At 55.3% G+C, this 24,670-nt stretch carries 17 protein-coding genes; 9 read left to right on the top strand and 8 right to left on the bottom strand.

Going from position 1 to position 24,670, the window contains the following annotated elements; all coding sequences use genetic code 11:
- Positions 1–14: 14 nt before the first annotated feature.
- Positions 15–770, bottom strand: coding sequence for a 3-deoxy-manno-octulosonate cytidylyltransferase (gene kdsB, locus EI77_RS14125; protein ID WP_166647262.1), 756 nt, complete (start codon positions 768–770; stop codon positions 15–17).
- 505 nt (positions 771–1,275) lie between these two features.
- Here kdsB and EI77_RS14130 point away from each other — a divergent pair.
- Positions 1,276–2,166: an alpha/beta fold hydrolase gene (locus tag EI77_RS14130; RefSeq protein WP_133795941.1), complete on the top strand. Its 891-nt coding sequence runs from the start codon at positions 1,276–1,278 to the stop codon at positions 2,164–2,166.
- 140 nt (positions 2,167–2,306) lie between these two features.
- Here the strand turns inward: EI77_RS14130 and EI77_RS14135 are convergent, their stop codons facing one another.
- The 7 genes from EI77_RS14135 to EI77_RS14165 all read right to left on the bottom strand — a co-directional run bounded on the left by EI77_RS14135 (position 2,307) and on the right by EI77_RS14165 (position 10,162).
- Entirely contained in the window at positions 2,307–3,080 is a 774-nt protein-coding gene (locus EI77_RS14135) for an NYN domain-containing protein (RefSeq protein WP_133795942.1), read from the bottom strand.
- A 13-nt stretch (positions 3,081–3,093) separates the two neighbouring features.
- A complete protein-coding gene (gene ybeY, locus EI77_RS14140) occupies positions 3,094–3,552 on the bottom strand; it encodes an rRNA maturation RNase YbeY (RefSeq protein WP_166647263.1) in 459 nt (152 codons plus the stop codon).
- A gap of 4 nt (positions 3,553–3,556) precedes the next feature.
- Positions 3,557–5,245, bottom strand: coding sequence for an HD family phosphohydrolase (locus EI77_RS14145; protein WP_133795944.1), 1,689 nt, complete (start codon positions 5,243–5,245; stop codon positions 3,557–3,559).
- 109 nt (positions 5,246–5,354) lie between these two features.
- The gene (locus EI77_RS14150; protein ID WP_133795945.1) at positions 5,355–6,311 is read right to left on the bottom strand and encodes a PhoH family protein; all 957 of its coding nucleotides are present in this window, start codon (positions 6,309–6,311) and stop codon (positions 5,355–5,357) included.
- Between the two features lie 256 nt (positions 6,312–6,567).
- The gene (locus EI77_RS14155; protein WP_133795946.1) at positions 6,568–6,990 is read right to left on the bottom strand and encodes a hypothetical protein; all 423 of its coding nucleotides are present in this window, start codon (positions 6,988–6,990) and stop codon (positions 6,568–6,570) included.
- A 72-nt stretch (positions 6,991–7,062) separates the two neighbouring features.
- Positions 7,063–7,887, bottom strand: coding sequence for a hypothetical protein (locus EI77_RS14160; protein WP_133795947.1), 825 nt, complete (start codon positions 7,885–7,887; stop codon positions 7,063–7,065).
- Positions 7,888–7,975: 88 nt separating this feature from the next.
- The gene (locus tag EI77_RS14165) at positions 7,976–10,162 is read right to left on the bottom strand and encodes a serine/threonine-protein kinase (RefSeq protein WP_133795948.1); all 2,187 of its coding nucleotides are present in this window, start codon (positions 10,160–10,162) and stop codon (positions 7,976–7,978) included.
- Between the two features lie 412 nt (positions 10,163–10,574).
- Between EI77_RS14165 and EI77_RS14170 the strand changes: the two genes are divergently transcribed.
- The 8 genes from EI77_RS14170 (at position 10,575) to lepB (ending at position 24,656) form a co-directional block, all read left to right on the top strand.
- Positions 10,575–14,861: a fibronectin type III domain-containing protein gene (locus EI77_RS14170; protein WP_133795949.1), complete on the top strand. Its 4,287-nt coding sequence runs from the start codon at positions 10,575–10,577 to the stop codon at positions 14,859–14,861.
- Between the two features lie 5 nt (positions 14,862–14,866).
- Positions 14,867–15,439 carry an RNA polymerase sigma factor gene (locus EI77_RS14175; protein WP_133795950.1) on the top strand — a complete coding sequence of 191 codons (573 nt, stop codon included), beginning with the start codon at positions 14,867–14,869 and terminating at the stop codon, positions 15,437–15,439.
- A 10-nt stretch (positions 15,440–15,449) separates the two neighbouring features.
- Positions 15,450–16,031: a hypothetical protein gene (locus EI77_RS14180; RefSeq protein ID WP_133795951.1), complete on the top strand. Its 582-nt coding sequence runs from the start codon at positions 15,450–15,452 to the stop codon at positions 16,029–16,031.
- A gap of 26 nt (positions 16,032–16,057) precedes the next feature.
- Complete coding sequence (locus tag EI77_RS14185) at positions 16,058–17,704, top strand: pilus assembly FimT family protein (RefSeq protein WP_133795952.1); 1,647 nt, start codon at positions 16,058–16,060, stop codon at positions 17,702–17,704.
- Entirely contained in the window at positions 17,701–18,162 is a 462-nt protein-coding gene (locus EI77_RS14190) for a prepilin-type N-terminal cleavage/methylation domain-containing protein (protein WP_133795953.1), read from the top strand. The genes EI77_RS14185 and EI77_RS14190 overlap by 4 nt, the downstream gene beginning before the upstream one ends.
- Positions 18,163–18,174: 12 nt before the next feature.
- A complete protein-coding gene (locus tag EI77_RS14195; protein ID WP_133795954.1) occupies positions 18,175–18,843 on the top strand; it encodes a PulJ/GspJ family protein in 669 nt (222 codons plus the stop codon).
- Between the two features lie 50 nt (positions 18,844–18,893).
- Positions 18,894–23,315: a hypothetical protein gene (locus tag EI77_RS14200; protein WP_133795955.1), complete on the top strand. Its 4,422-nt coding sequence runs from the start codon at positions 18,894–18,896 to the stop codon at positions 23,313–23,315.
- 81 nt (positions 23,316–23,396) lie between these two features.
- The gene (gene lepB / locus EI77_RS14205) at positions 23,397–24,656 is read left to right on the top strand and encodes a signal peptidase I (RefSeq protein WP_133795956.1); all 1,260 of its coding nucleotides are present in this window, start codon (positions 23,397–23,399) and stop codon (positions 24,654–24,656) included.
- Positions 24,657–24,670: the final 14 nt, after the last annotated feature.

Below are 24,670 nucleotides of genomic sequence, written 5' to 3' on the forward strand. Positions count from 1 at the left end.
GAGGTTGGCATGGGTCAGGAGGGTTGGGAAAGAAGCTGTTTTTCGATGGCGTCGGCCTGTTCAGGGGTGTCAACGCCGGGGGAAAGATCGTCGGTCAGGACGATGCGGAGAGGAACGCCGTTTTCGACGGCGCGGAGCTGCTCCAGGGATTCCGTCTGCTCAAGCCGCGAAGGTGGCCAAGCAACAAACTGGAACAGGAAGCTACGCTGGAAGCCATAAATCCCGAGATGGCGATAATGACGTACGCCAGCACTGGCATTGCGTACGTAGGGTAGGGGAGAACGGGAGAAATAGAGGGAATCACCCTTCACATCGAAGACCACTTTGACGACGTTGGGATCTGTGACCTGGGCCTCCTCATGGATGGGGGCTGCGGCTGTGATCATCCGCACCTGAGGTTCCCGGCGGAGGACGACGGCCAGCTCATCAATCAGAGCTGGGGAAATGAGAGGCTCATCCCCTTGGACATTGATGATGGTGCGGTGGTCTGGGAAAGAGCGTGCGGCTTCGGCGATGCGATCTGTTCCGCTGGGATGATCCGGTGATGTGAGGACCGCGCGTGCGCCAAAAGCGGCGGCGGCTTCGGCTATACGCTCGTCATCGGTAGCGATGATGATGTCATCGACTTCACGGCAGTCCTGGCAGCGTTCCCAAACATGCTGGACGAGCGGTTTGCCAGCGATGAGGTGGAGCGGCTTGCCTGGGAATCGGGTAGATCCCCAGCGGGCTGGTATGGCAACAAGGGTGAGTTGGTTTTCTGGGTCAGACAAGGGTGGTAACGGTACGGTTCAGTTGAGATGGCGCGGAGGCGTGGAAGGTGCAAGAGAAAGGATTTATGAGCGGCGATTTACGTCGTGTCATTTTACAGGTGAAAAGAATGAAAAACCGAGAGTATGGGGAGGATGGGGGTGAAAATCAAATTTCTCCCCATTTGGGGAGTGTTCAGCCTAAATAGTTGAAAATAAACGATTTGTGATGGGGATTTCCATCCCCATGTGGGGATTCTTGGGGGAAATGTGGCTGATGAATCCCCGAGCGCGACAAGCTGAAATATAAGCAAATGTGGCGGAAAATAGGCTGGTTGCAAAGATCCTGCTGGAAGATCTAAAGGTGGATAGTTTGCTCGGGTTCTGATCTGGCAGAATTGGCATCTGGAGAATGTCTGCGGCCTGGAGAATCTGGGCAAGTGAGTCTATACCCAACTTGGGCTAACTGGCGGAAAAAGTTTGTATTCCCGGGGGAGGTCTGTCTGACTTGTTTATCACGGGCTTACTCATGAGAATTCATCTTAACTTCGCGATCTTGCTTCTGCTGACCGCTTTCGTTCCTGGCAGCTCGGGAGAGGAAAAACCGAGAGAAGTTTTTTCTGTCACGGTATCCGGGACTGGGCGGCCGATGATCTTGATACCGGGTCTGAGTTGCTCGGGTAATGTGTGGGATGGGACAGTCGCACGATTCAAGGATCGCTATGAATGCCATGTGATGACTTTGGCTGGGTTCGCGGGCCAGCCTGCGATTGGAGAGCCGATGTTGGAGCAGATCCGTGATGGCTTGAGCCGGTATATCCGCGATCAGAAACTGGAGCGACCCGTCATTGTCGGACATAGTTTGGGTGCGTTTATGGCCTTTTGGCTCGGTGCGACTATTCCTGACCAAATTGGGCAGATTGTCGCCGTGGACGGGGTGCCTTATTTTCCGGGTTTGCTCGATAGAAAAGCGACTCCTGAATCTGTCAACGCGATGGCCAAAGGGATACGATCCATGTATGGCGGGCAAAAGAGGGAGCAGTTTGAAATGGCCATGCGAATCAGCCTGAGGGGCATGGTGACTGATGAAAAGGATTTTGAAAGGGTCTTAGCGGACAGCTTGAAATCAGCACCCAAGGCAGTGGCGCAAGCATTGTATGAGCTGATGACGATTGATCTGCGTCAGAAAGTCTCTGCTATCCAGGTGCCAGTGCTCATTGTCGGTGCCAGCGCCATGGCAACGACTCCCGAACAGAAAAAATCGCTGGAAGACAATTATCGGGCGCAGGTAGCGACGATCCCGCAGCATGAGGTGATCTTTGCTCCAAAAGCACGGCATTTCATCCAACTCGATGAACCGGCGTTTTTGTTTGGGGAGATGGAGCGGTTTTTGAAAACCAATAATGGGAAAAGGAACTGAGGCAGAGGGTGAACCGCCTTCGAGATATTCCCACAGACATGAGTGGATTATATCATGTGCTTTGACTTTGTGTGGGGCGGTCCAACTCAGACGGGGGATTCCAGTCTAGTTTAGGCGTAAAGAGGACTGCCATTTCGGCTTTATCGTTGGGGGATGTTTGATGGCGTATGGCCGAACTTTCTGAGCAATCTGACCGAATAAATAGAAGCACCTCCAGGACTGATGATCTTCCTCACTTCAAAGAGATCAATGGCACGGAATAGATCACTCAGTTTTTTGAAACCATGATTGCGTGGGTCAAAGGACCCCTGATTAAAGATGTGCTGGCCTACAACACCCAGGGAAGCCCAACCCTCTTCGCCCTCATTGGCAGCCACTGCGCTGCGCAGCATACTCATGAGTTTGGTATCCTGCTTCAGGTTGATTCCTTCATCCTTTGCATCCGATTTAGCGGTTGGCGCAGGCCTTTCGACAGGGCTTTCATCCAGATAAAGGAAGCGGGTGCAACTGTTTACAAAAGGAGTAGCAGCCCTCTTCCCACCAAAGCCGATCACCTGCTTGCCATCGGCACGCAGTCGCAGCACCAGAGGGGTGAAATCGCAATCCGAGGAGACGAGGCAAAAAGTCCCTACATTCTTGGTATATAGAATGTCCATCGCCTCAATCAACAGGGCCATGTCTGAGGCATTTTTCCCTTTCACCAGATCATAGTGCTGCATCGGTTGGATGGCATACTCATGCAGTATCTTCTCCCATGGCCCCAATTCGGGCTTCTTCCAGTTCCCATAAGCCCGCCGGATGTTGACGGCTCCATATGATGCTAGTTCCGCGATGATGAAGTCGATCTTTGCTGCGGGGGAATTGTCAGCATCAATGAGCAGCGCGATGTTATCGAGGGGTGAGGCCGGTTTCATGATGGGGATTCGATCACCCCTGTACTATGCGAGGTGGATACAGTGCGAGGCAAGTTTGCCAGATGGCTTCTTGAAGGCGGGTCATTTCGGCGGCTTCTTCGGGCTCGTGGTCGTCCCAGCCACCTAAATGCATGAGGCCGTGGATCATGTAGAGGGCGAGTTCGGCGTTGAGAGGCTGGTGATGTTCGGCACCCTGGCGGATGGCAGTATCGGCACTGACGAGGATTTCACCATGGTGGAAGGTGATGACGTCGGTGGGAGTGGGGTCGTCGAGGAATTCGGCGTGTACGGCTGCGATTTCTTCATCGGAGACGATGGTAAATTCGATCTCCTCCAGATCGTGAAGAGGAGCATCAGGGGTCTTGGTCGCCGCCAAGCAATGCGGTAGGGCGGCTTTGATGATGCGGCGCAGCCAGGGCAGGTCTGGGCGGTGAGTCTTTTGGCGGTTGTAGAGGGACAGCTTGGCCATCATCTCTTCAAGCGGCGGATGGGGGCTTGCGCACAGGGCGTTTTTTGTCTCCGCTGGCACCTGTCGCATATGGGTTATCCATGGCGGCACTCATTCCATCATTGGTCAGCTGAGCGGTGCCGGGATCCCGTGTGATGACGGTGGTGGAAGGGCTTTCGGCGACCTTCTGATATTTGATGCGGCTGTGCATCATGCTCAGGAGGGTCTTCACGAAGCTGGCTTTAACCTTGGCGAGATCGGCAATGGTGAGGTCGCATTCGTCAAGCTGGCCGTCTTTCATGCGGTCGAGTACGAGTTCGTCCACCAGGGCTTCGATACGAGAGGCATTGGGCTTTTCAAGGGCGCGTGAAGCGCTCTCGACGGCATCCGCCAAAGAGATGATGGCGGATTCTTTAAACTGGGGTGTGGGACCAGGATAACGGAAGACTCCTTCGCTGACTTGAGGGATATCGTCCTCTTTGGATTTCCCCTGCTCGACGAGGCGGATCATTTCTGCTTTTTGGTCGAGGGCGCGTTTATAGAAAAACCAGGCGAGAGAAGTACCATGATGCTGCTCAATGACATCAATAATGCTGACATTGAGCTTATGCTTGATGGCCAGATCCACGCCGTCTTTGACATGAGCGATGAGGATAAGGGCGCTCATGCGAGCGGTGAGGTCATCGTGCGGATTATCCGCCGGGTCCATGTTTTCGATGAAATACTCCGGCTTGGTGAGCTTGCCGATATCATGGAAATAAGCGCAGACACGAGTCATCGCGGCATTGGCACCGATGGATTCTGCTGCGGCCTCAGAGAGATTGGCAACGACCAGACTGTGATGGTAGGTTCCGGGTGCCTCAATGCTGAGGCGTTTCATAAGTGGGTGATTCAGGTCAGCCAGTTCCAGCCAGGAAACTTCCGTGGTGACGCCGAACATGCTTTCGATGACTGGCAGAAGGCCCCCAACAAGGAGACCTGTAATGATGCCGATGGCGAAGGGGACACCGAGAACGCGGCCAATGGATACACTGCCAGTGCCGGTGCCGGAGGCCTCATACAGCAGGAGGGAAAAAAGTGCAGCAACACCGCCGATATAAAGGCCGGCCATGAACAGGCGATTCCTCCGACGGACACGCTTGGTGAAGAGAACAACGAGGAAGCCGATGAGGGAGGAACTGGCGAGGAAGGTGATGGGATTCACCGCGACACAGACCATGGAGCCAAGCAAGGTGGAATAAATGGCGGCAAAGAGCCCCATTCTGCGTCCAAGAATGACCGAGAGTACCAGCGGGGCAAAGGCGTGAGGCATGGCCACCACAAGAAGAGCACCTGTCCAGCTCTGCTGATTGCCATAATCAAGCATGGCGACATTGGCCGCCATTTGTAATAGCAAGGTGCCAAGGACAAGAGCAAGCTCGGCATTGTCCTCCACGTCTTCTTTCAAGGCTACACGGAGATGTACGACCATGGCCGAGGCAATGGCGGCCATGCAAATGTAAGCGATAGGCTGGGGAGTGACCGTGCCTGGAATGACGGCGGCACCCATTTTCATCAAGATACCGAGGGCGATGAAAAAGGCGGCGTAAACAATCACCGTGGCCGCCGGGTGGGTGCGGATCTCATCAAGCAGATCACCTTCCTGATGTTTGAGACGCTTCTTCCCACAAGACAACCCAGCTCTTTGCAGCTTAGCACGGCGAATAGAGTCAAACATGAGTGGATTTTTCGGGAGGAATTGCCATAAAAATAGCACACTCCACGTCAGCAACAAGGAACGTTTTTGAGTATAATGTGTTCATGAGAACACTTTAAATTGAACGAATTCAGACCTGACGATGTTTGTCATAGGCCTCAATGATGCGCTGGACGACAGGCAGCCTCACGATATCCTTGGAGAGGAAACTGACGAATTTTACCCCTTCGACCCCTTGCAGGACTTCGACCGCCTCACGCAATCCAGAGCGAACGTGGCGGCGGAGGTCCACCTGGGAGGGATCGCCCGTGATGACACAGCGCGCACCTTCTCCGAGGCGGGTGAGGAACATCAGCATCTGCTCTGTGGTGGTATTCTGGGCTTCATCGAGGATGATGAAGGCATTTTTCAAGGTGCGACCCCGCATGTAGGCGAGGGGAGCGATTTCGATGGCTCCACGTTCGATCATGCGCTCGGCCTCATCTGGATCCAGCATGTCGTAGAGAGCATCATAGAGCGGACGCAGGTAAGGGAAGATTTTTTCCTTGAGGTCACCTGGCAAAAACCCGAGGGCTTCCCCAGCCTCTACGGCGGGTCGGGTGAGGACAAGGCGTTGAACCATCTTTTCCCTGAGGAAATGAAGTCCCTGTGCCATGGCGAGATACGTTTTGCCAGTGCCTGCGGGACCGATGCCAAAGACGACTTCATGCTCTCGCATGGCCTGGACATAGGCGATCTGGCCACGAGTCTTGACGAGCACCGGGGGCTTTTTGGAAGAACCTTGCAGGCGCAGGTTCATGATTGCATCCGCAGGCGCGTCACCGTGCTCCGTAAGCACGCTTTCGGTAATGAGGCGCAGGAGGGTAGGGGTGACATCGCCACCTTGACGGCGGACGCGCTCCAGCTGACCAAAGACTTCTTTGGTGGCAGCGATGGCTGACTCGTCGGCTTCAATGCGTACCCAGCCATCCCGGCTGGTGATTTGCACCTGGAGCAGTTCGGCAATGATGCGCAGGCCGGAAAGGTCGTGGCCGATCAGCTTCTGAAGAAACTGGGGCGACTCATAAGTAAGGGTTTCGACGGACATTAAACAGGTTGGGAAAGAGTGTCGAAGTGCTAGGCCACGGCGCGTCAACACGCACCTATGGTAGCCGCAAGGATTCAAGATTTAGCCTGCTCATCCAAGTTCTTTTGCCACCAAGCGCAAGACTAAGATAAGGATGATGGCAGATAGCCATGCATCACAAGGGAGCATACGGGTATCGACTCCAACAGGGTGACGTTTCATCGTCTGCTGAAGTCGATTTCAATGCTAGTGGTCGCGAATTATCGCGATGTTTAGCTTAACGGTAACCGTAGGCGAGTGCCCAATAGACACCCTTTTCCTTTTTGGATGTGAGGGAAAAAACGACGCTGTAGGTACCGGTCTTCGGAGGGTTCACCCGGACGGTGGCGAACATGCCTTGGGATTTGAAGTCGAGTTCGATTTCCTTGCCTGTTTCATCCAGGACCTGGAGTTCAAAAGTGACATCATCCTGGGCAGTGCCGAGCCAAAAGGCATATTCATTGCCTTTGAACATCTGATGCCGGACCATGAGTTTTTGGCCGCTTTTGACTTCTCCGTTCCAGTAGTCTTCCCGGACAATGAAGCCCTGTTCGACAAAAGGTACAGCGGCTTCCATGGCGAAGCTGTGCGCATCGTCAATGGTGGCATGGCTGAGCGGGGCGCTGAGGAGAAGCATGAGGCCCGTGAGGAGGGCAGTCATGCGATGAAGGAAAGAAGTGGGGGAAAGGGGCATGAGGTTTCCAGGGTTAGGGTTGGAGACTGGAGGCCTAAGTTACCGTGCTGCCTGGATATCTGTCAGGAGGCTATCGCAGGTTTTACCGATCTCGCGGACGCCGTCTTTCGTGAAGCCGTCCACAGCGCCTTCCATTTTGGCGAGGATCAGTTTGAGACCTTTAGAGATGTCAGAGACATTCGGATGTTCTTTTTTGTCCTTGGACATCTTGCCGATTGAGGAGATGAAATGCTCCACCAGCATCGGCTGGTTCAGCAGCTCAGCCCGGTCTGCGGAAAAGCTTTTGGTGATGACCGACGTCACGGAGGAAGTGCCGCGCAGCCAGCCACCCATGCTGACGCATTGGGAAAGGTCGGCATCCTTCATCTGCTCCATGGAATCACGGACGGTTTTTTGCGTTTGGTCGAATTCCTTGCGGATGCTGGCCCAGTCGGACTTGTCTGCGGCGTCCAGGATGGCCTGGGCATGAGGGCGGACGGATTTGATGAGGCCCAGGGCGGTGGCGAGGTCGATGACTTCACGACCGATGTCCTTGACGGCTTCTTTGTCCTCAGCTTGGACGGCGACGAAGCCTTCAGCCACGACGAGACCAAACATCAGAGAAAGCTTGGTGCGATCACCCGTCTTCGGCAGGTCCACGGTGCGGATTTCCTGGCGCCAGTTAGGCTCACCGAGTTTATCGAGGACGGAGAAAACTTCACTGGGAACGGGGACGACGACATCATCCACCACCTGGCCTGGGAAGGCTTGCGGATCGAATTCCTGGACACCCGAGTTGGCGGCCTGGCCAGCAACTGGGCTGACGGAGACAAGTGCCGCGAATGAGGTGGCAACAAAAAAGCAATGAAGAGGGGATCGGTTCATGAGCAGTGAGACGGCAGAATCAGGTGAGAAAATTCAAGTGTAAGAAAGCCGCGAATGGACGCAGCCGCAACCGCTTTGACAGACGCTGTTACTTCTTCGTAGAAGAGGGCTTGGTCGGCGGTCCCTGAATATAATAATCACGCAGAGTTTTGGTTTCCAGCAACTGAACCTGGTCCACCTTTATCAACGAAGAGTACATAATAGCCTCCGCCAAAAAGCCTGAAAATTGTTCGTATGTCGGGGCATTGTCCTGCTTGGAGCCGACGACTTTGCCAAACTGGAGCTTGGAGAGGGGCGCAGTGGGAGCCTTTATTTTGGCGGTGGCGCGGTATAGTTTCCCTGGGGCGTCCCGGGCGCGTAGCTCGGCAATGCCATCGCTGGACCAAGTAAGGATGGCGGTGCAGGGGAGGGTGCAATCCACATCACGGCTAGTAATGGAAACAGTGGAGCCACCACTGCGGAACTCGGCGACCAGCTTTTTGGTCTTGTCCAGTTTGAGGATGACTGCGGCTCCTCCATCTCCGGTCAGGGTCAGGAGGCGCATGGGGAGGCGGGTGCCATCCGCCTGGAAAACTACACCCAGGGTCATGCCGGGCATGCCACGGGGAGCTGGTGAACCGAAGGGGAATTTCTCTTTTTCACTGGCGGCATCGCTAAGAGACATGGCGATAGGGCGACCTTCCCGAGGGCGGAAATCCAGCACGGTGCGGTTCGGCTTGGCCCCAATGATGCCGTCTTTAGGCGTGGGCCAGAAGGTGCGTTTGGGGGCGTGGGAACTGCTTTTATTGTAGGCCCGCATGAGGTTGTCATTGGCCAAAGGCGAGATGTCATGCCATTCCAGGACATCGGAATCCGGGGTGGCGAGGCGTCCGTCTTTTCCCGTGCCGCCAACTCCGGCCACCAGATGAAGACAAATATCTGTATCCGCTGGTGGGAAAAGGCGGTCCTGGGGGAGCTGGTACGTGACCTCGGCAGGGCCACTGGAGCCGAGGAGACCCGAGGAGGCTGCACCTCCGCTTTCGGGATCGTTTTTGCCACTGAATAGAAACCAAACACCGGCAAGAAGCAAAACCGCAGCGACGCCTATGGCGGCGATGAGCTTGACGTTTGGCCCCTTTTTTTCCTCCTCGTGAACGGAAGCCGATGAATGCAGGCGCACTGAAGGCGTCTTGGTGACGCTGCCAGTGCGTCTGCTAGCCGTGGTGCGACTGGCTGGTGGGCTGGTGCGAGCCATCGGCGTGGTCTGAGCGGCCATCTCAATAATGGGCTCGGCATCCGGGATGACTTCGAGAACCGGCTGAGCATACGCTTCGGCTGGTTGCTGATAATACCCTGGCTGAATGGGAATGGTGCTGGTGGTGGCGCTGCCGGGATACAGAGACTGAGTGTAGCTGCCTGGCTGCTGGCCATAACCTGGAGGCATCCAGGGCATCATCGGGGGAGCCGCAGACATTTTTTCCCAGGCGCGAAATTCTTCGATGGCTTGCTGCGCGCCCGTGGGGCGGTCTTCAGGATTCAGCGCCATCAGACGCAACACCCAGGCTCCCAGCCACGGCGGGACGTGGGGAGCGACAAGATTCAGAGGAATGATGTCGTGGTTGATGTGTTTATCGATGACCTCATTGAGAGTCTCGCCATCAAAGGCTTTGCGGCCGGAGAGAGCTTCGTAAAAAACGCAACCGAGGGAGTAAAGATCAGTCCGCACGTCCACCGGAGCACGGGTGAGCTGCTCCGGTGCCATGTAGAAAATGGACCCCATGACGGTGCCCTCTTGGTCCTCGGTCTGTTTGCGCGCTCGCATGCCAGCACGGGCGAGACCGAAATCGATGATTTTAGACTGCATGCGCCCACCAGGGAGGCGCTCGACCTTGATGTTCTCCGGCTTGATGTCGCGATGGAGAATATGGCGCTGATGCGCGGCCAGGAGGCCTTCGAGACTCTGGGATGCAAGTTCCTTGAAATCGTCATAATGAAGAGGACCGCGGCCGACGACATCGGCGAGGTCTTCTCCCTCAAGAAGCTCCATGACCATGAAAAGACCTTCCGCATCGCTAGCCACGTCAAAAATGGTGACGATATTAGGATTGCGGAGGGAGGCGAGGGCATCGGCTTCACGGCGCAACTCTGTTGCCAGGTTTTGATCTCCGGTGGCATCGTTGGCTGACATGAGGCGCTTGATGGCGACCCAGCGCTTTAACTCATTGTCGTAGGCACGAAAAACTGCCCCCACGCCGCCAGAGCCGAGTTTGTCATAAATCTTGTATCGTTCCGCCATCCAGGTATTGGGGGTATACTAAAAGTAAGCGTAGGAGAATCCAAGGCTCCGGGGTTTGGCAAGAGCGATGTTTGTTAAAATACGGCTGAAAGTCAGAAAATGAGCGTGTTAAGCCCTGCTTTGGTCAGTATGACCGCTCCTGCAAGATGAAAAGGGCGGGTTTTGCACTTCTGTCCTCATGGTTTGACAATTGTTTCGTTGCGCCTCAAGGCATTATTTGCGTCTCTCTTGGGAAATTGGGGTGGCTTAAGACTGGGTAATCTTGGGCGACTTTTGTCCGTGCGTTAGCAAATTTTGGGTACGTATTGACAGCTTGCCGCTATTGAGTATCTGTCGCATTGCATTGCAAACGAATCTCAATAGCGTATATTTGATGAAGTTACATTTATCTTGGCCTCGCCGCTCTCCATGGATGCTGTTCCTGCTGACTAGCTGGCTATGCGCGAATATTCAGGCTGAAACCAACTCATTTGAGTCATCCGATGATCTCGCGGGTTATACCCTTCTGACAACAAATGCCAATGTGACAATGGTCCAGCAAGCGGGGGTGGGGACTGGAAACCCTGCCACTGGCGGATTGAAGCGTTTGTCCACGACCTCCAGTGACACCACCGCTTTGGCCCATCAAGTGGCTAGCAATACGGCAGGTGCCGTGACGCAGTGGAAGCAATCCATTCTTTTAAATTTTAAAGATGTGGAAGAGATCACCACTGGAGAAAAGAAAGCGGAGTGCAGGATCGGCTTCATCTCCACGACGACAAACTCGGGCAACCTCAAGGAATTCCTCCACAAGACGCACAAAAGCATCCATTTGAAAATCAAGGCTGAGCAGAAGCCTGGGGATAACAAGAGCCGTAACCTGGAGTTTGAGGGCAGCAATTTTGCGACAGATAAAGAGGTGAAGTTTGGAGGTCAGACTTTTAACGACAGCAGTTATTTTGACGACTGGCTGCGCGTGACGTTGACGGTGAATCGGACATCTGCTTCTACCTTCAGTGCGACGATCACCTTGGAATCCCTGGGGCTGGATGGGACCCAGACCCCTGTGCTGCTGCGTACAGCGACACAAGCAGGCCTGGAGAATGCGACGATGAGCGCGGCCAGCACTGTCTATGCTGCCTTTTTGATCAATACGGACAAGTCCGCGAACATGCCGGTTTATGTGGATGATCATGAGGTGGAGATGACGGCCGTGACTCCAGAGCCACCTGTCGCTCTTGCGGCATCCGACGTGACGTCGAACGCTCTGCGGGCTAACTGGCAGGCCAGCAGCGGGGCAGGCAGTTACATCGTGGAACTGACAACCGCAGCCAATGCGTTTGCTCCAGGGACCTTCATTTCTGCCACAGGCACGGGCGGGCAGGCGAGTGGATTCGAAGTCAGCGGTAGTGATTCGTCCAGCACTGTCATCACGGGCCTGGGGGCGAATACCGCTTACGTTTACCGAGTCCGTGCCGTGAATGCTGCCGGTAACAGTGGTGAGTCAAATCCCATCAACGTGAGCACGCTGGCCATGAATGCCAATGTTCCTCCGACGCTGGATGCCATCCCCGATTACCCGGTTTTGACGCCGACTGCCCCTGAGCAGGATATTGAACTGAGCGGCATTACTGCGGGGTTTGGCGAGTCCCAGACCCTGATCGTCACGGCTGTTTCATCTGCCCCATCCATCATCCCTCATCCACGGGTTCTATACACCAGTGACAACACAGTCGGAACTCTTCTGATGAAGCCTGCGGGCGCTCTGGGGACGGCAACCATCACAGTGACGGTCAATGATACCCAGCCTAACAACAACACCATCACGCGGTCATTCACCGTGGAAGTGAGGCAGCCACCGGTGGAACTGAGTTTTGATGAGGCGCCCGACCTGGACAATCTGACGGTCACGAATCAAAACGCTACTTTGACCCATTCGGCTACTGCCGGGATAGGTTCGCCTGCTGGAGGCGGTGCCATTTTCCAGGGCAATGCGACTGGGTCCGACCAAGCCATGCTGGCTTTGCGGGATCAGGCCTATCCAGGTCCGGCTCCGACTTTGATGCGGCAGTCCATTTGGGTGAATTTCAAGGAAGTGGACGATGACGAAACCAAGAAGCGCAAGAGTGAAGTCCGCATGGGCTTTGCCGATAGCCCAAACATACCGAGTGAACTGAAGAAGTATTTTGAGGAGGGCAAGCGCGCATTGCATTTAAAGGTGATGGCAGAGAATGATCCACAGGACAGCAGCAAGGATCATGTGATCAAAGCCCGAGTGACCAGCTACAATGGCAGTCAGAAACAAGAATCAGCAGAGCTGGTGGTTTCCGATGAGACGGTGATGAACCATTGGCTGAAAGCCACCTTCGAGGTGATGGCTGTGGGCACCGTGCAGTTTCAGATGACCTATAAGGTGGAGGACTATGGTCCGGATGGCACCACACTCTTGGGTACGGTTTTAGAAGGCGCACCCTTCACGGTCACCAACGGTACTTTGGTCTCAGCACCGTGGATCTACGCTGGATTTTACGTGGATACGGAAAAAGGCACGGACATGAAGACCTACCTGGATAATCACTTGGTGGAGATCCAGAACTTGCCCCCTGAAACCCCAGTGGCCATGGCTGCTCATCAAATCACCAGTTCTTCGTTTACCTCGAATTGGGAAGTGCCTGTCGGCCCCTATCCGAACGGATTTATTGTGGAGGTGGTACGCGCTACGGATACTTTCACCGCTGGCAAGTTTATCTCGGCCACTGGCAGCACCGGGCAGACGACAGGTATCCAGGTGATCTTTGCCGATCAGCGCAGCCTGCGCGTACTCAATCTCGCTTCCAACACTTCTTATAAATACCGGGTGCGTGCGCTCAACATTGCCGGAGAGAGCGATAATTCAGATGCGATCAATGTCACGACACTGACCACGGGCTCAAATTCGGCACCGACTTTAAACCCTATTTCGAATCAAGAAGATATCGCAGCCAATGGAGGTCTGTTTACCGTTCTTCTCAGCGGCATCAGTGATGGTGGCGAGTTCACCCAGGGAGTCACAGTGACGGCTTCATCAAGCAACACGGCGTTGATTCCATCAATCCAGGTGAATTACTACGATCCGGAAGATGTCGGCTCGATCACCTTTACTCCTGTTCTAGGGCAGACGGGTACGACCATCATCACTGTGACAGTGAATGACGGGGAGTCCGTGAATAACACTCTGGTACGCACGTTTACAGTCAATGTAGTCAGCCCAGTATCGGCGCTCGCATTTGAATCGGAAGCGGATGAGGGTGAATATCTGATCGTTTCAGAACAGTCTTCACTGGCTCAGACTGCGGATGAAGGGACTGGGACACCGGCTGGTGGAGCGTTCAAGTTTGAGCGCACGGCACTGCCCACTGAGCATGTTTCCCTGGCCTATCGTCGGGTGCGTTTTGATGCTCGCAGCATTCCTCATGCGCGCACCAGTCTGATGATGAATTTGAGCAACGTGCTCAACATCACTTCCGGCAATAAAGACAAAGCTGAAATTACCTTGGGCTTCATCGGTAGCACGACGCCGAACTCCAAGATCAAGGACACGTTCAACAAGACTCACCCTTCTATGTTCGCCAAGCTGAAGTTTGAACATGGCGATGGGAGTGACAGCCAATTGGAAATCGAAGTCGGCAGCTACAATGGCAGCAACGACAGCAATAGCGGCAAGAACTCGCTAGATAATTTTAACGCTGCCGAAAACTGGCTGAGGCTGGACTATCATTTTGTGCGCTCGGGATATGACCAGTATCTGTGTGCGTATGAGCTTTTCGACTGTGGACCGGATGGCACTTCTACTCCCGTGCTGCTTCTCTCCAGTGATGCGGTGACGGTGACGAATACGGCTTTCTTTAATGACAGCAGCATCTACGCAGGTTTCCAGGCAACAGGTGAGAAGCAGGGGCACACGGCCTTCTGGTTCGATAACCACGTCGTGGATGTGAATACGACGGCTGCGGATGCCCCTGTGAACCAGGCGGCGAATGACTATACTGATACCGGTTTCACCATGGCCTGGGCAGGCGGCATTGTGGGGCGTGAACCGACAGGTTATGTGATTGAGCTTTGCGACGCTGACGATGCCTTTGCTCCAGGCACTCTGATTTCTGCCGCTGGCGTCGGTGGGCAGGCCGAAGGAATTCTGGTGGAAGATGGTTGGGCTTCTGAATACCCCATTTCCGGCCTGCCAGTCGGGCAGACGTATCTCTACCGGGTACGGGCTTTGCGTGGCACTGAACTGAGCGCGGTCCAGCCTCCTGTTCAGGTGACGATTGCCCCGCAGACCCCGGCACAGTCATTGGAAGACTGGCGTCTTGCTTGGTTCGCGAGTGAATTGCAAGATCCTGCAACTCTGCCTGAAAATGATTATGACCAGGACGGTGTGACAAACATCGCTGAGTATGCCATGGGGCTGAATCCGCGCGAGCCTGATGCCTGGCTTTCGCAGCCGCGCTGCACCCTACAGTCAGGCTATCTTTGCCTCACTTATCGCCGCCGGGCCAACATGGAAAATGTACAGATCGTCCCTCTGGCCAGTGGTGATCTTGCAGCTTGGAACAGCCAGGGACTGGTGACTCTGTCCATTTCCAGTCCTGATGAGGAAGGAATCGAAACGGTCATTGTGCGAGATGCAGTTCTCCAGTCTTCCCGTAGCCGTCGGTTTATGCGCCTGGGTCTTGATTTTTAATCCCAATGTTTGCTGATTCTAACAATGCCATTTCTGCTTGGCTGGTTCATCGCGACCAGTCTGCTGCCAGATGGCTTGTGCACACGCACAGCCCTCAGGTGCTGAGCCTCGCCCGTCGTTGGGGCGCTCCTGCTGAGATGGAACAGGATGTGTTGCAGGAGGTTTTCATGCGTGTTTTCAAAGCCTTGCCCAGACTGGATCTGACGCAGCCGTTTGCTCCTTGGCTGACAGTGCTCGCCCGCAATACGTGTTCGAAATTGCGTCGCCGCTGGTGCCATAGGCATCGTCTGAGTGCCTGTTTTGAGAACGCAGCTCTGGACGTTGATACCTGTGAATTGGCAGATGAGCGGGACGCGCATCAGATCATCGCCTCACAAGAGCGGCAGGACCTGTTGGATGAAGCCATGCGGCAACTGCCGGAGCGTGATCGCAGCCTGTTGAACCTTCAATACGGTGAGGGCCGCAGCGGGTCAGAAATAGCCACTGCGATGGGCGTCTCTGCAGGCACTGTCAGAGTATCCATTCATCGCATCCGTCACCGCCTCACCCAGGAAATTTCCCGTTTATCGAACCTTTGATTTTTATACTATGAGCACACCCAAAACACCTCCCGCTCCACCTTCCTGGTGGTCACCTAAAGCAGGCATCTGGCTTGCCGTCCTCTTCGTCGGCGCTGCTGGATTTCCATACATCGCTTCCACCACCAAACTCCTGGCTGAAGGCAAGCCTGTGACGCTGGATGCAGTTAAAGATGTGGCGGAAAAGGACATGATGAAAAAAGAAAAAGAGCACGCCAAAGACGACGCCAAAAAGTATCGTGAAATCAAGAGCCTTGCTGTGGGTGCCGATGGCACCGTCTGGTCTGGTGGCAAGGCTGGCATCTTCCGCATGAAGGATGGTGCTTGGCAGGCTGTGCCGGGGTATGCAGATATCGAGGCCAAACAGATCTCCGTGGTCGGGAACGGTTCCGTCCTGGTGACTGGCAAGCAGGGCGTCTATCGTCATCAGGGCGATGCCTGGACCCAGGTTTATGAAGGCGAAGCGCATACGGCTGCTGAATCCGCTGACGGGACGCTCTACGTCACCACCAAAGAGGGGTTAAAGAAAAAAAGCCCTGGCGCTGAGTGGACGATGATGAGCGATGGATTTCCTGTGACGGAAGACAAGTGAGTTGATTTTTATCCCCCGTTACCCCCATGGCCTCAAACTGGAAACTCACCAATCGTGTCTGGCATGCCAATCTCGGTATGCTGGCCGCGATCACGCTGGGCATCATTGCCCTGTCGTGCCCGTTCATTGCTCATAAGTGGGAAGCTGGGAAGTTTCTAATGGAGATCCATTACGGCAAATTTCTGCCAGCGCAGACCCGGTGGATCTGGATTGATTCACAGGGACTCCTGCTAGGTTTTCTGGTGGTCTCGGGCGTGCTCATGCATCGGAAATCGGTCAAAAAAGCAGCCAGCACCGCCGCGGATGATCCGGCGGTGGCAGGGTCCTCTGTAACCATTCTCAGCCTGGGGGATGATGCCCCCGCTCTTGCCTTTGCCAATGGTGCTGAGCAGATCGGCCTGCGTGCTTTTCGGGGGCAGCCTGAAGCCTTGAAAAATCTGGACCTGACGCTGGAGCGGTGGTTAGTGCTCACGCATGGAGGAAGAACTGAGCCTGCCCATATCGCCTCGCTAACCGAAAGTGTTTCAGCGTTAAAAAAAGGCAGTTTAAAACGTCTGGAATTCGCGATTGAATCCGGCGCAGAAGCTCCCCTGGCAGATCTCATTGCCGCACTCACCGCCGCTGGTGCAAAAGCAATGAAACTGGATAAAAGCCCGGCGGCCTGGCAGCCTACCGTCATTGAGCATCTGCGCACTCAGTCGCCCACCCTAAAGGCTCGGCCCGCAGCTAAAGTCAGACCTGTGGTAAAACCTGCATCTGGTTTTACCGTGTTGGAAATCCTGATCACCATGGTGATCATCACGGTCCTCATTAGCGTGACGGCGAGCTCCTTCCAGTCTCTCAAACGCAAAGACGGTGTTCACGACGCGGCCTTGGAATTTGCCCAGATCCTGCGTGAGGCACGTCAGATGGCCAAGCGTCAAAATACACTGGTGAGAGTTGCACTGACAGCACCGGTGATGACGGGTGTGCTCAATGACTTTGGCCTTACTGAAGATGATCTCCGGCCGGGTTGTGGGGTCTATGCTTTCCGTGTTCCCGCGGATCAACTTGAGCCTGTTGCATTTACCCAGCCGACAACCGCCTTTGAAAAAAATGCCAGCTTGAGGGAGACCTCTCCGCTTACCCGCGTGCCACTGCCGCGCAGTCTCATTGGTGGATGGACGCAAGCACCTGGGCATGCAGGTTGGCACCGCTGGAATGAGCACGTATGGATTGGTGGACCTGTGATGGAGCAGTATCTGAAAGGGGACTTTGAAAGCTATTCGTCCCTGATGCTATACCAACCTTCCACCACGTGGGCTGCCGAGCGTAATGAGGATGACCGCAGCATCAGCCCTTTTTCCACGTATCCCCCTGAGATGCAGCGGACGCCCTATCGCCATCCCCCCCGTCCCACCGCACTGGCTCTGGCTGAAAGCGAAGAAGTAACACTGGACGATGGTACTCAGATTCCCGCCCAAGAGATCTGGGGCACGGCTCCTGTTGTCCAGTGGAGTGAGGTCAATTCAGAGAATGACCTGCCCATGGCAGCCGTTGACTTTACGCCCGAAGGACGCCTTGCCGGTACAGTGTTAACTGAGGTGGAGTTTCATTTCCGTCCGGGTCCTGAGCGCGAGCCGCTCTATAAAGTCATTATCCGCAGTCACGATGGGGAGGTTCACATCGAATGAATTTCTCCCGGACAGCTCTCGCGAAGATTGCCTCCACACGCCGCGCAGGTTTCAGTCTGACTGAAATCATGTTTGCCCTGGCTTTGGTGGCAGGCTCCGCGCTGCCTGTTTTGGGACTGCTGAGTGTGGGGCTGCTGGATGCCAAGGAGGCCGGGGACCACCGCCTGACGGCAAATCTTCGCAATACAGTCCACCAGCTTTTATGTGATCCCGCCTGGCCAGCAGAGGCTGTTGCCACGGGGGAATGGGATGCCATACGTTATTTTGACGATCAGGGCCGCATGATCGAGAACGCCCGCAAGGAGGAAGCCGCAGTGATCATGCGCATGAAGTCCCTGCCAGGCATGGGTTATCAAAGTGACTGGCTGGAAACCGTGCAAGTGACCTTCCAGTCAGGGGACCGTGAGGACATCGTCACCCGCACCCTGGTGCAGCGGCGCAAGAAGCCTCAGGGATGAGTTGAATCTGGCATGACCCACCACCTGCTATCCACGCAACGCCGTCATTCAACGGCGACTGCCGCAGCTGGATTCTCCCTGGTGGAGATGCTAGTGTCCACTGTGCTGACGGTTTTGATCTGTGTCTTGGTGGCAGAAATGTCCACGAACATGCTGGGCAGTGTAAGCTCAGCCAGCGGGAGGCTGACAGCGGCACAAAAGCTCGATCAACTGCGCCACATCCTGGGGGATGATCTGGCCCGGCTCCCACGCCTTGAGGACGGAGAAAAGAGGCTGCAAACCACCTCCGATGACCAGAAATGGACCATCGAGATCAACCTGCCTGCGCGGGCGGAGGTGCTGCGGCGTGAAGGCCGTGCCTGGCAGCAGGTGATTTATCATTGGGACCGCGAAAAGGCTCTGATTAGCCGTGTGATTCTGGATGCCGAAGGCGAGCTGTCCCAGCCAGAGATCATCCTCACTGGCGTCATTTCTTTCACGCCGGAATGGCTTGAAAACAGTGCTGTGGAAGAGGATGGCGAGAAGGACTGGACTCGCGCAGCGTTGCCAGCCATTTTACGCCTCAATGTGCGCCTGACCGATGTGTGGGAAGAGGGCAAGGCGGAGGAGCAGACAGCCCAGGCCAACCGGGTGCGTGACTTTGAATTGCTATTACCCGTGGGAGGCGGAGTCAGCCTGTGAAACGACTCCAATCTAAGCTTCCATTACGCAAAGGAGCCGCCTTATTATGGGTGCTCTTACTCTGTGGCTTCATGGCGGCTGTGGCTGTGGCTTTTTTAAGCAGCAGCAGCATTCAGAATAATGCCGCACGCCTGGATCAAGCGGACGTCCTAACTGATGAACTACTGCAAGCGGCCCAACAAGAAGTGTTGGCAAAATTGCACGAGGGTTTTTCGGTGGAGGTTTCCGGTGCTTACAAGGGACACGTGGCGGCAGCCCCAGGGCTGCTTGAGGTGAGGCGCTATTATACTCCGTGGAATCGTGGCACCCAGGTTGGGGCCGCAGCCTTCTTGGGCACGCCGGCCTCGCCCGCCCCGTTTTCGCAGCCATTCAGTTCCAAGTATGGCAAAAATCTGGCGAACCCTCGCTACATTCCTTTGTTCTCCTGGAAAACCTTTGCCCCGAGACTGAAAAATATCACAGTCAGAAACGGCAGTCCTGCGCGGACGAATCCTGATTACAATCCGTCTCTTTCCTTTAATCTCAATACTCCGCGCAACCCATTTACACCCGGGGCATGCCTGCTTTCAGGCGTCCCCGAAGAGTCCGAAGCCCTCATTCGTGAACGGATAGGAAAAGACTGGAGCGGTGACGGTTTTCGTATCGGCACGGGTCAAACCAGTGCTGAGCGCCCGGTCTGGGTGCAATGGATTCCCATCCTGAAAGATCCGGCCTTACCGGCAAGTGTGACCAATCCCATTATTGGTCGTTATGCATACTGGGTGGATCTCGAAAACACCAAACTGCATGTGGGTGAACCCATGCAGGATCTGCGGGAAACACGCCAGTATGCACGGCTCATCGGTGAGCCTGATGCAGTGGAAAAGGGTGGCTCGTGGTATGATCAAGGGGCCAGTTCTTCCATGCGTGCCCTGCGTCTGGCCCTGGAAGGCGGGCTGCCTGCGGTCGAGAAGGGGAGTGCAGGTTTCACTGCTCGCAACGGCAGTTCGGGCATTGGTTTTGCACCCGGTGCCGCTCAGGAGGCCCGGAACTCCTGGCTGGGATGGGTGGATGGGAGGCCTCCCATGGCTGCTGGTACGCGAGTGGTGGATTGGAGCTTTTTTTGCGCTCCCTGGCCACGTGGCTTTCAAGATTTCACCATTGGCACAATTTTGCAGAAGCGTTATCGCGAATGGGAAAACAGCCCGGCTGAAAAACCAGTTCACCCATGGCTTCTACGACTTCCGCAGACGAATGATGAATCAGACGAAACACAGGCTAAAGCTGCCCTCTTGACTCAAGTGGCCACGGCTGGGCTAACCAACTTTGGTCATGAAGAGGAGCTGGATCCTCTCGGCAGGCCTAAGCTGAGCCTGATGGAATTTCAGCTTGCAGCTACCGCCAACCGCAGCACCACCGTCTCCCTCACGTCCATCGAAGGCAGCACACTGTGGAAGCGTGTGACGGATGATGCCTATGCGGCTTGTTATTTCCCCGGTCTGCTGCCCATGAAAGGTGTCAAAAAATCATTGGCAGATAGCTTTAACCAGTTCGCCGGCACGGGCAATGCAGGCGGCAAATCCAATGGCAAGGCCGCGATGCTGCAAATGCTGGTGAATGTGGCGGAGGCGGCACAACCAGACACTGTGGCACCGGTCATTGATGCGGACAAGGGCATCGTCGGTGCGCGCTCCATGCCTTATGTGGCAGAGGTCAGCACACGCGCTCGCAGTGCCCTGTGGCTGTTGCCGGAGGATATCCGCTCTGATAAGGACGTGCTTCTCAAGCTGAATGCCCAAGGCGGATATGAGTTTAAACACCCCTATGAAAATGTTGAGCGTAACCTGCGCTTTTATGCCACGCACGTCACTGTGGACTTGTGTCTGGGGTTGGTGAATCCGAATCCGTTTGAGACTGAAATGTTCACCGGGGAGATTGAGGTGGACGTGGATTGGGGGCCGCTGCCCTCCACCGCTATCGTGAAAAAAGGCTGGCTGAAAGCGACTCTGGAAGGACAGTATGCGCTCACCCCCGAGGCAGGAAAAGACCCCAAGGCCGGGCGTGTAACCGGCCACGCAGTCAACATCCATCTGGGGGTGGTACCAGCTTCCATTCTCAATGACAACGCCCGTGCCAGTGCGCTACGTATCAAGGGATGGCGCATCCTGCGCAATGGGCAGGTCTGGCACCAAGTGCCCATCCGCCATCCTGGCGGCAGTGCCCCCCGCGAGTGGTGGCAGATGGCGGCCAGCGGTAACAATGCTGGCAGTCCCTCCAGTGCCAGTGATGATGAAAGCCTGCAATCATTGCATGCCTATACTGAAGGTGGATACCGTGCTGTTGGCTGGTTCACCAAGCGGACGATGGACAGCCTGATTCCCCAGACTCTATTTGTGACTGGATGGACAGGAGATGGGCAAAAAGATGCCCAGCTAAAGGAACGCGTGGAGTTTTGGGAAAACTTCACGCGCCGCACGGCAGTGCTTGAGCGTGTGGTCAGTTTGGATCCCGTGGTCGGTCATCGCACTGGCACGGCATCCCCTGCGGGCTTTTTCGGCAGCGGCCATTTTTATGGCATGCTAGGGCATACGTGGCGGCATGCCCCGGTGATGCCTCAGGTCGCCGACCTTCCCGCCGTCGCTCCTGCGAGTGGCCAGAAATTCCCGCCGTTGAAAGTCAAAAGCAGTACGGCTCAGCTATGGACTGTGCTGGCGGGAGGCTCGACAAGTCATAACGTACAGGTGCGCCAGCCTGGCGAAGACCGGCTGCGCAAAGGCAGTGTGAGCTGGGATATTCCCACCTGGACCACGCAGGCTGATGCGACCCTCTATGGAGGTGAATATCTGACTCAGGAATACGAGCAGGGCACGGCGAGCGAGGAGGAGGATGAGGAAGATGAAGACTTGGGCGAGCCTGGGCTTCCGGCTTCACTCACCGCCATTTATCTTTGTCCCGCCGTGGAAGGACCTGCGCCGCAGGGAAAGCTGCCCTTTTATGAACAAAAGGATGACGACGGTTTCACGATTAACTACAGTAAAGACGGCACAGCGGCCACTGCCTCTTTCAGAAGCATGGATGTGGAACTGGATGATGCTGGTAAAATCCCTGCAATTGATAAGGACTACATAAAACGTGGAGACAACAAAAAGGGACCACGTTCCTTCTTCTGCTCTGCGCCTCCCAAACGTCCATTCGTCTCCGTCGGTGAGATCGGCTTCTGTCACTCAGGCTTCCCGCAGACACCAATCCTGGTGGGGCCAGAAGAGGGCCGCACGGAATATCAGCTCAACAGTCCCCGCAATGGTCCGCCTATGCGCATGCTGCTGGATCTGCTGGCCGCCCCCCGGTTTACCAATGCTCTGGGCGGGACAGTTTCCGAAACTGAGTGGATGGGGGGGCAAGCTTCGACATCCTCTCACCGGCATGCCTGGAACGTTAATACCCTGATCGCCCATGATGACTACATGGCTCTGCGCCAGGGCGGAAGCACCCTGCTGGAACTGAAAAAAGAACAGAACCCCTCGACCCTGCCTGTGCATGCAGTTTGGTCGCCAAATGCCCAGGGCTTCGCCCGACGTGAAACGGGGGCAGACGGCTATCTGGGAAAAAATGCGGAGGATCTCGTCAAAAAAGATCCGGGGCATATTCAGGACCGTCATCTTCGTCCCGGCATCAACCTCAGTCGGCCATGGAACATGTGGTTAGGCGTCATAGCCGGAGACTTTACTCCCTCACGCTCTGGGGACAGCCTCTCCTGGGGGGCTGGCAATTCAGCGGGCCTTTTCTATGGGCCTGCTCTCATGACCTGGAGACCAGGCAAAGGCTCTGGCTCCGGTAGCAATGCGTGGGTGGACTTTAAAAGTCAGCTTCCTGGGCATGGACGTCTCCTGGCGCTGGGAGAAGATGGCCGCAAAGATGACAAGAACGAAAACGCAGATTACCTTAAAGGTCGCTTTGCCGCTGATCAAAACCTCGCGGCCCTGGACCCCAATTTGTCCTTTTATATGCCTGCTCATTTTGCTACCCGGATGAGCCTGGTGCCTATGCGCCACTTCATCAGTGATCTGGCTCTGGATTATCATCAAAACAATCATGAAAGCGATTGGCTGCGCCTGAAGACCGCCCTCAATCCAGGCATCGGTGGCCAGACTCCACCCGCGCCAGACGGCGAGCAGGACGCGGCAAAAAAATTAGCCGGTGCAGGTTTCCCCGGCGGGTATCATTCCACAGGTGTTTACTACCAGGCTCCCATGGCCCTCCTGACGAATCAAGCCGGTGTCAGTGCCAATGCTTTCACTGCTTACATCGTCGTTCAGTCATTGCGTGATCGGGGCAAAGCGCGATCTGGCGTTGCCAATTCCGGCATCGGACACTGCGACCCGGATGACGAAATCCTGGCAGAACGATGGGCCCGCGTCATCCTGGTCAAGAAACTGGTCGCCAACGCACCTCCTACTTTTGAAATCGTTTTTCGGGATATTGCCGGAAGATGATTGGCAACTTCACAACCTCTGGCGTGTAGCCTTGTCTTTTCTTGCTTGACGAGCGCCACAGGTCTCCGACCATCCGCGCACATGTTTTTCCTCACCCCTCGCTACCTGAAGCATGCAAAAATGCTGCACAAAGGCGTCACTCGTTTCATTGATTACAAGCGTGATCTGCTGCCGCCAGCCAAGCTGGAAGAAATCTGCGATCTGAGGCGCAGCCTGGAGGGGGCAATGAAGGCACGGGACAGGACGAGGCTGGCGGAACTCAATGAACAGATCAATAAAGTCTGTGAAAGGGCACTGCCGGAGGCGGCTCCTAGCGAAATTGGGGATAATGTCGAGGTGTTCTTTGTTGCGATCGTGATTGCGCTGGGCATCCGGGGATACATTGCACAGCCGTTTCAGATTCCAACAGGCTCCATGCAGCCGACTTTAAACGGCATCACCGCGCAAGCCACGGCGGAAGATCCTCGCCCAGGCTGGCTAGGCTACTTGGGGTCTTTTCTCACTAGCACCCGGCATATTCATGTGGTGTCCGATCATACAGGGTATCTGCGGGATCAGGACCCGGTGACGGAGCATAAGTTCCTGATCTTTCTGCCCTACAGCAAGCTCCACTTCAGGGACGGTCATGAGATCAAGATCATGGCTCCGAAAAGCCAGCTAACCAATCAACTGCATCTGGGCCGCAATATTCAATCCACATTAAAAGCGGGGGCCACGGATACACCGGACCGTCAGACCGATTATGACATCGCAGGCGGTGAATACATCAAGGAAGGGCAGCTTCTGGCCAGTGGCATTGTCAACAATGGAGACCATGTGCTGGTGGATAAATTTTCCTATCACTTCCGCACTCCTACGCGGGGGGAGGTTTTTGTATTCACGACCAAACACATCAATTCCATCGCCGTGCCTGCTGAACAAGGCTCACAGCATTACATCAAGCGCCTGGCCGGGGTGCCTGGAGATTACCTCGAAACCCGGCTGCCAGCGGGAGAAGAACTCTGGGAAGAACGCCCAGAATTTTGGAAACGGGAGAAATACCAATATCCGCAAAGGCTGTACGGTGAGCTCTGGCACAACGGAGTGAAGGCTCAGGAGCCTGGGTTTCAGAAGGTCATGTCGGGCAAGGATGGCTACAACGGATACACCCTGATCAATGGCCGGACGATGAAAGTGAAGTTGGAAGACCGAAACGGTGAGGGCACCTATTACGCGATGGGCGATAACAGCGCCAACAGCTCAGATTCCCGCTATTGGGGGCCAGTGCCAGAGCGCAATCTTGTGGGACCTGCACTCTTTTGTTATTGGCCGCTGACGAAGCATTGGGGACGGATTAAGTAAGAGAGTCAGCCTCT

This window comes from Prosthecobacter fusiformis (genome assembly GCF_004364345.1).
In the GTDB taxonomy this organism is placed as follows: Bacteria; Verrucomicrobiota; Verrucomicrobiia; order Verrucomicrobiales; family Verrucomicrobiaceae; genus Prosthecobacter; species Prosthecobacter fusiformis.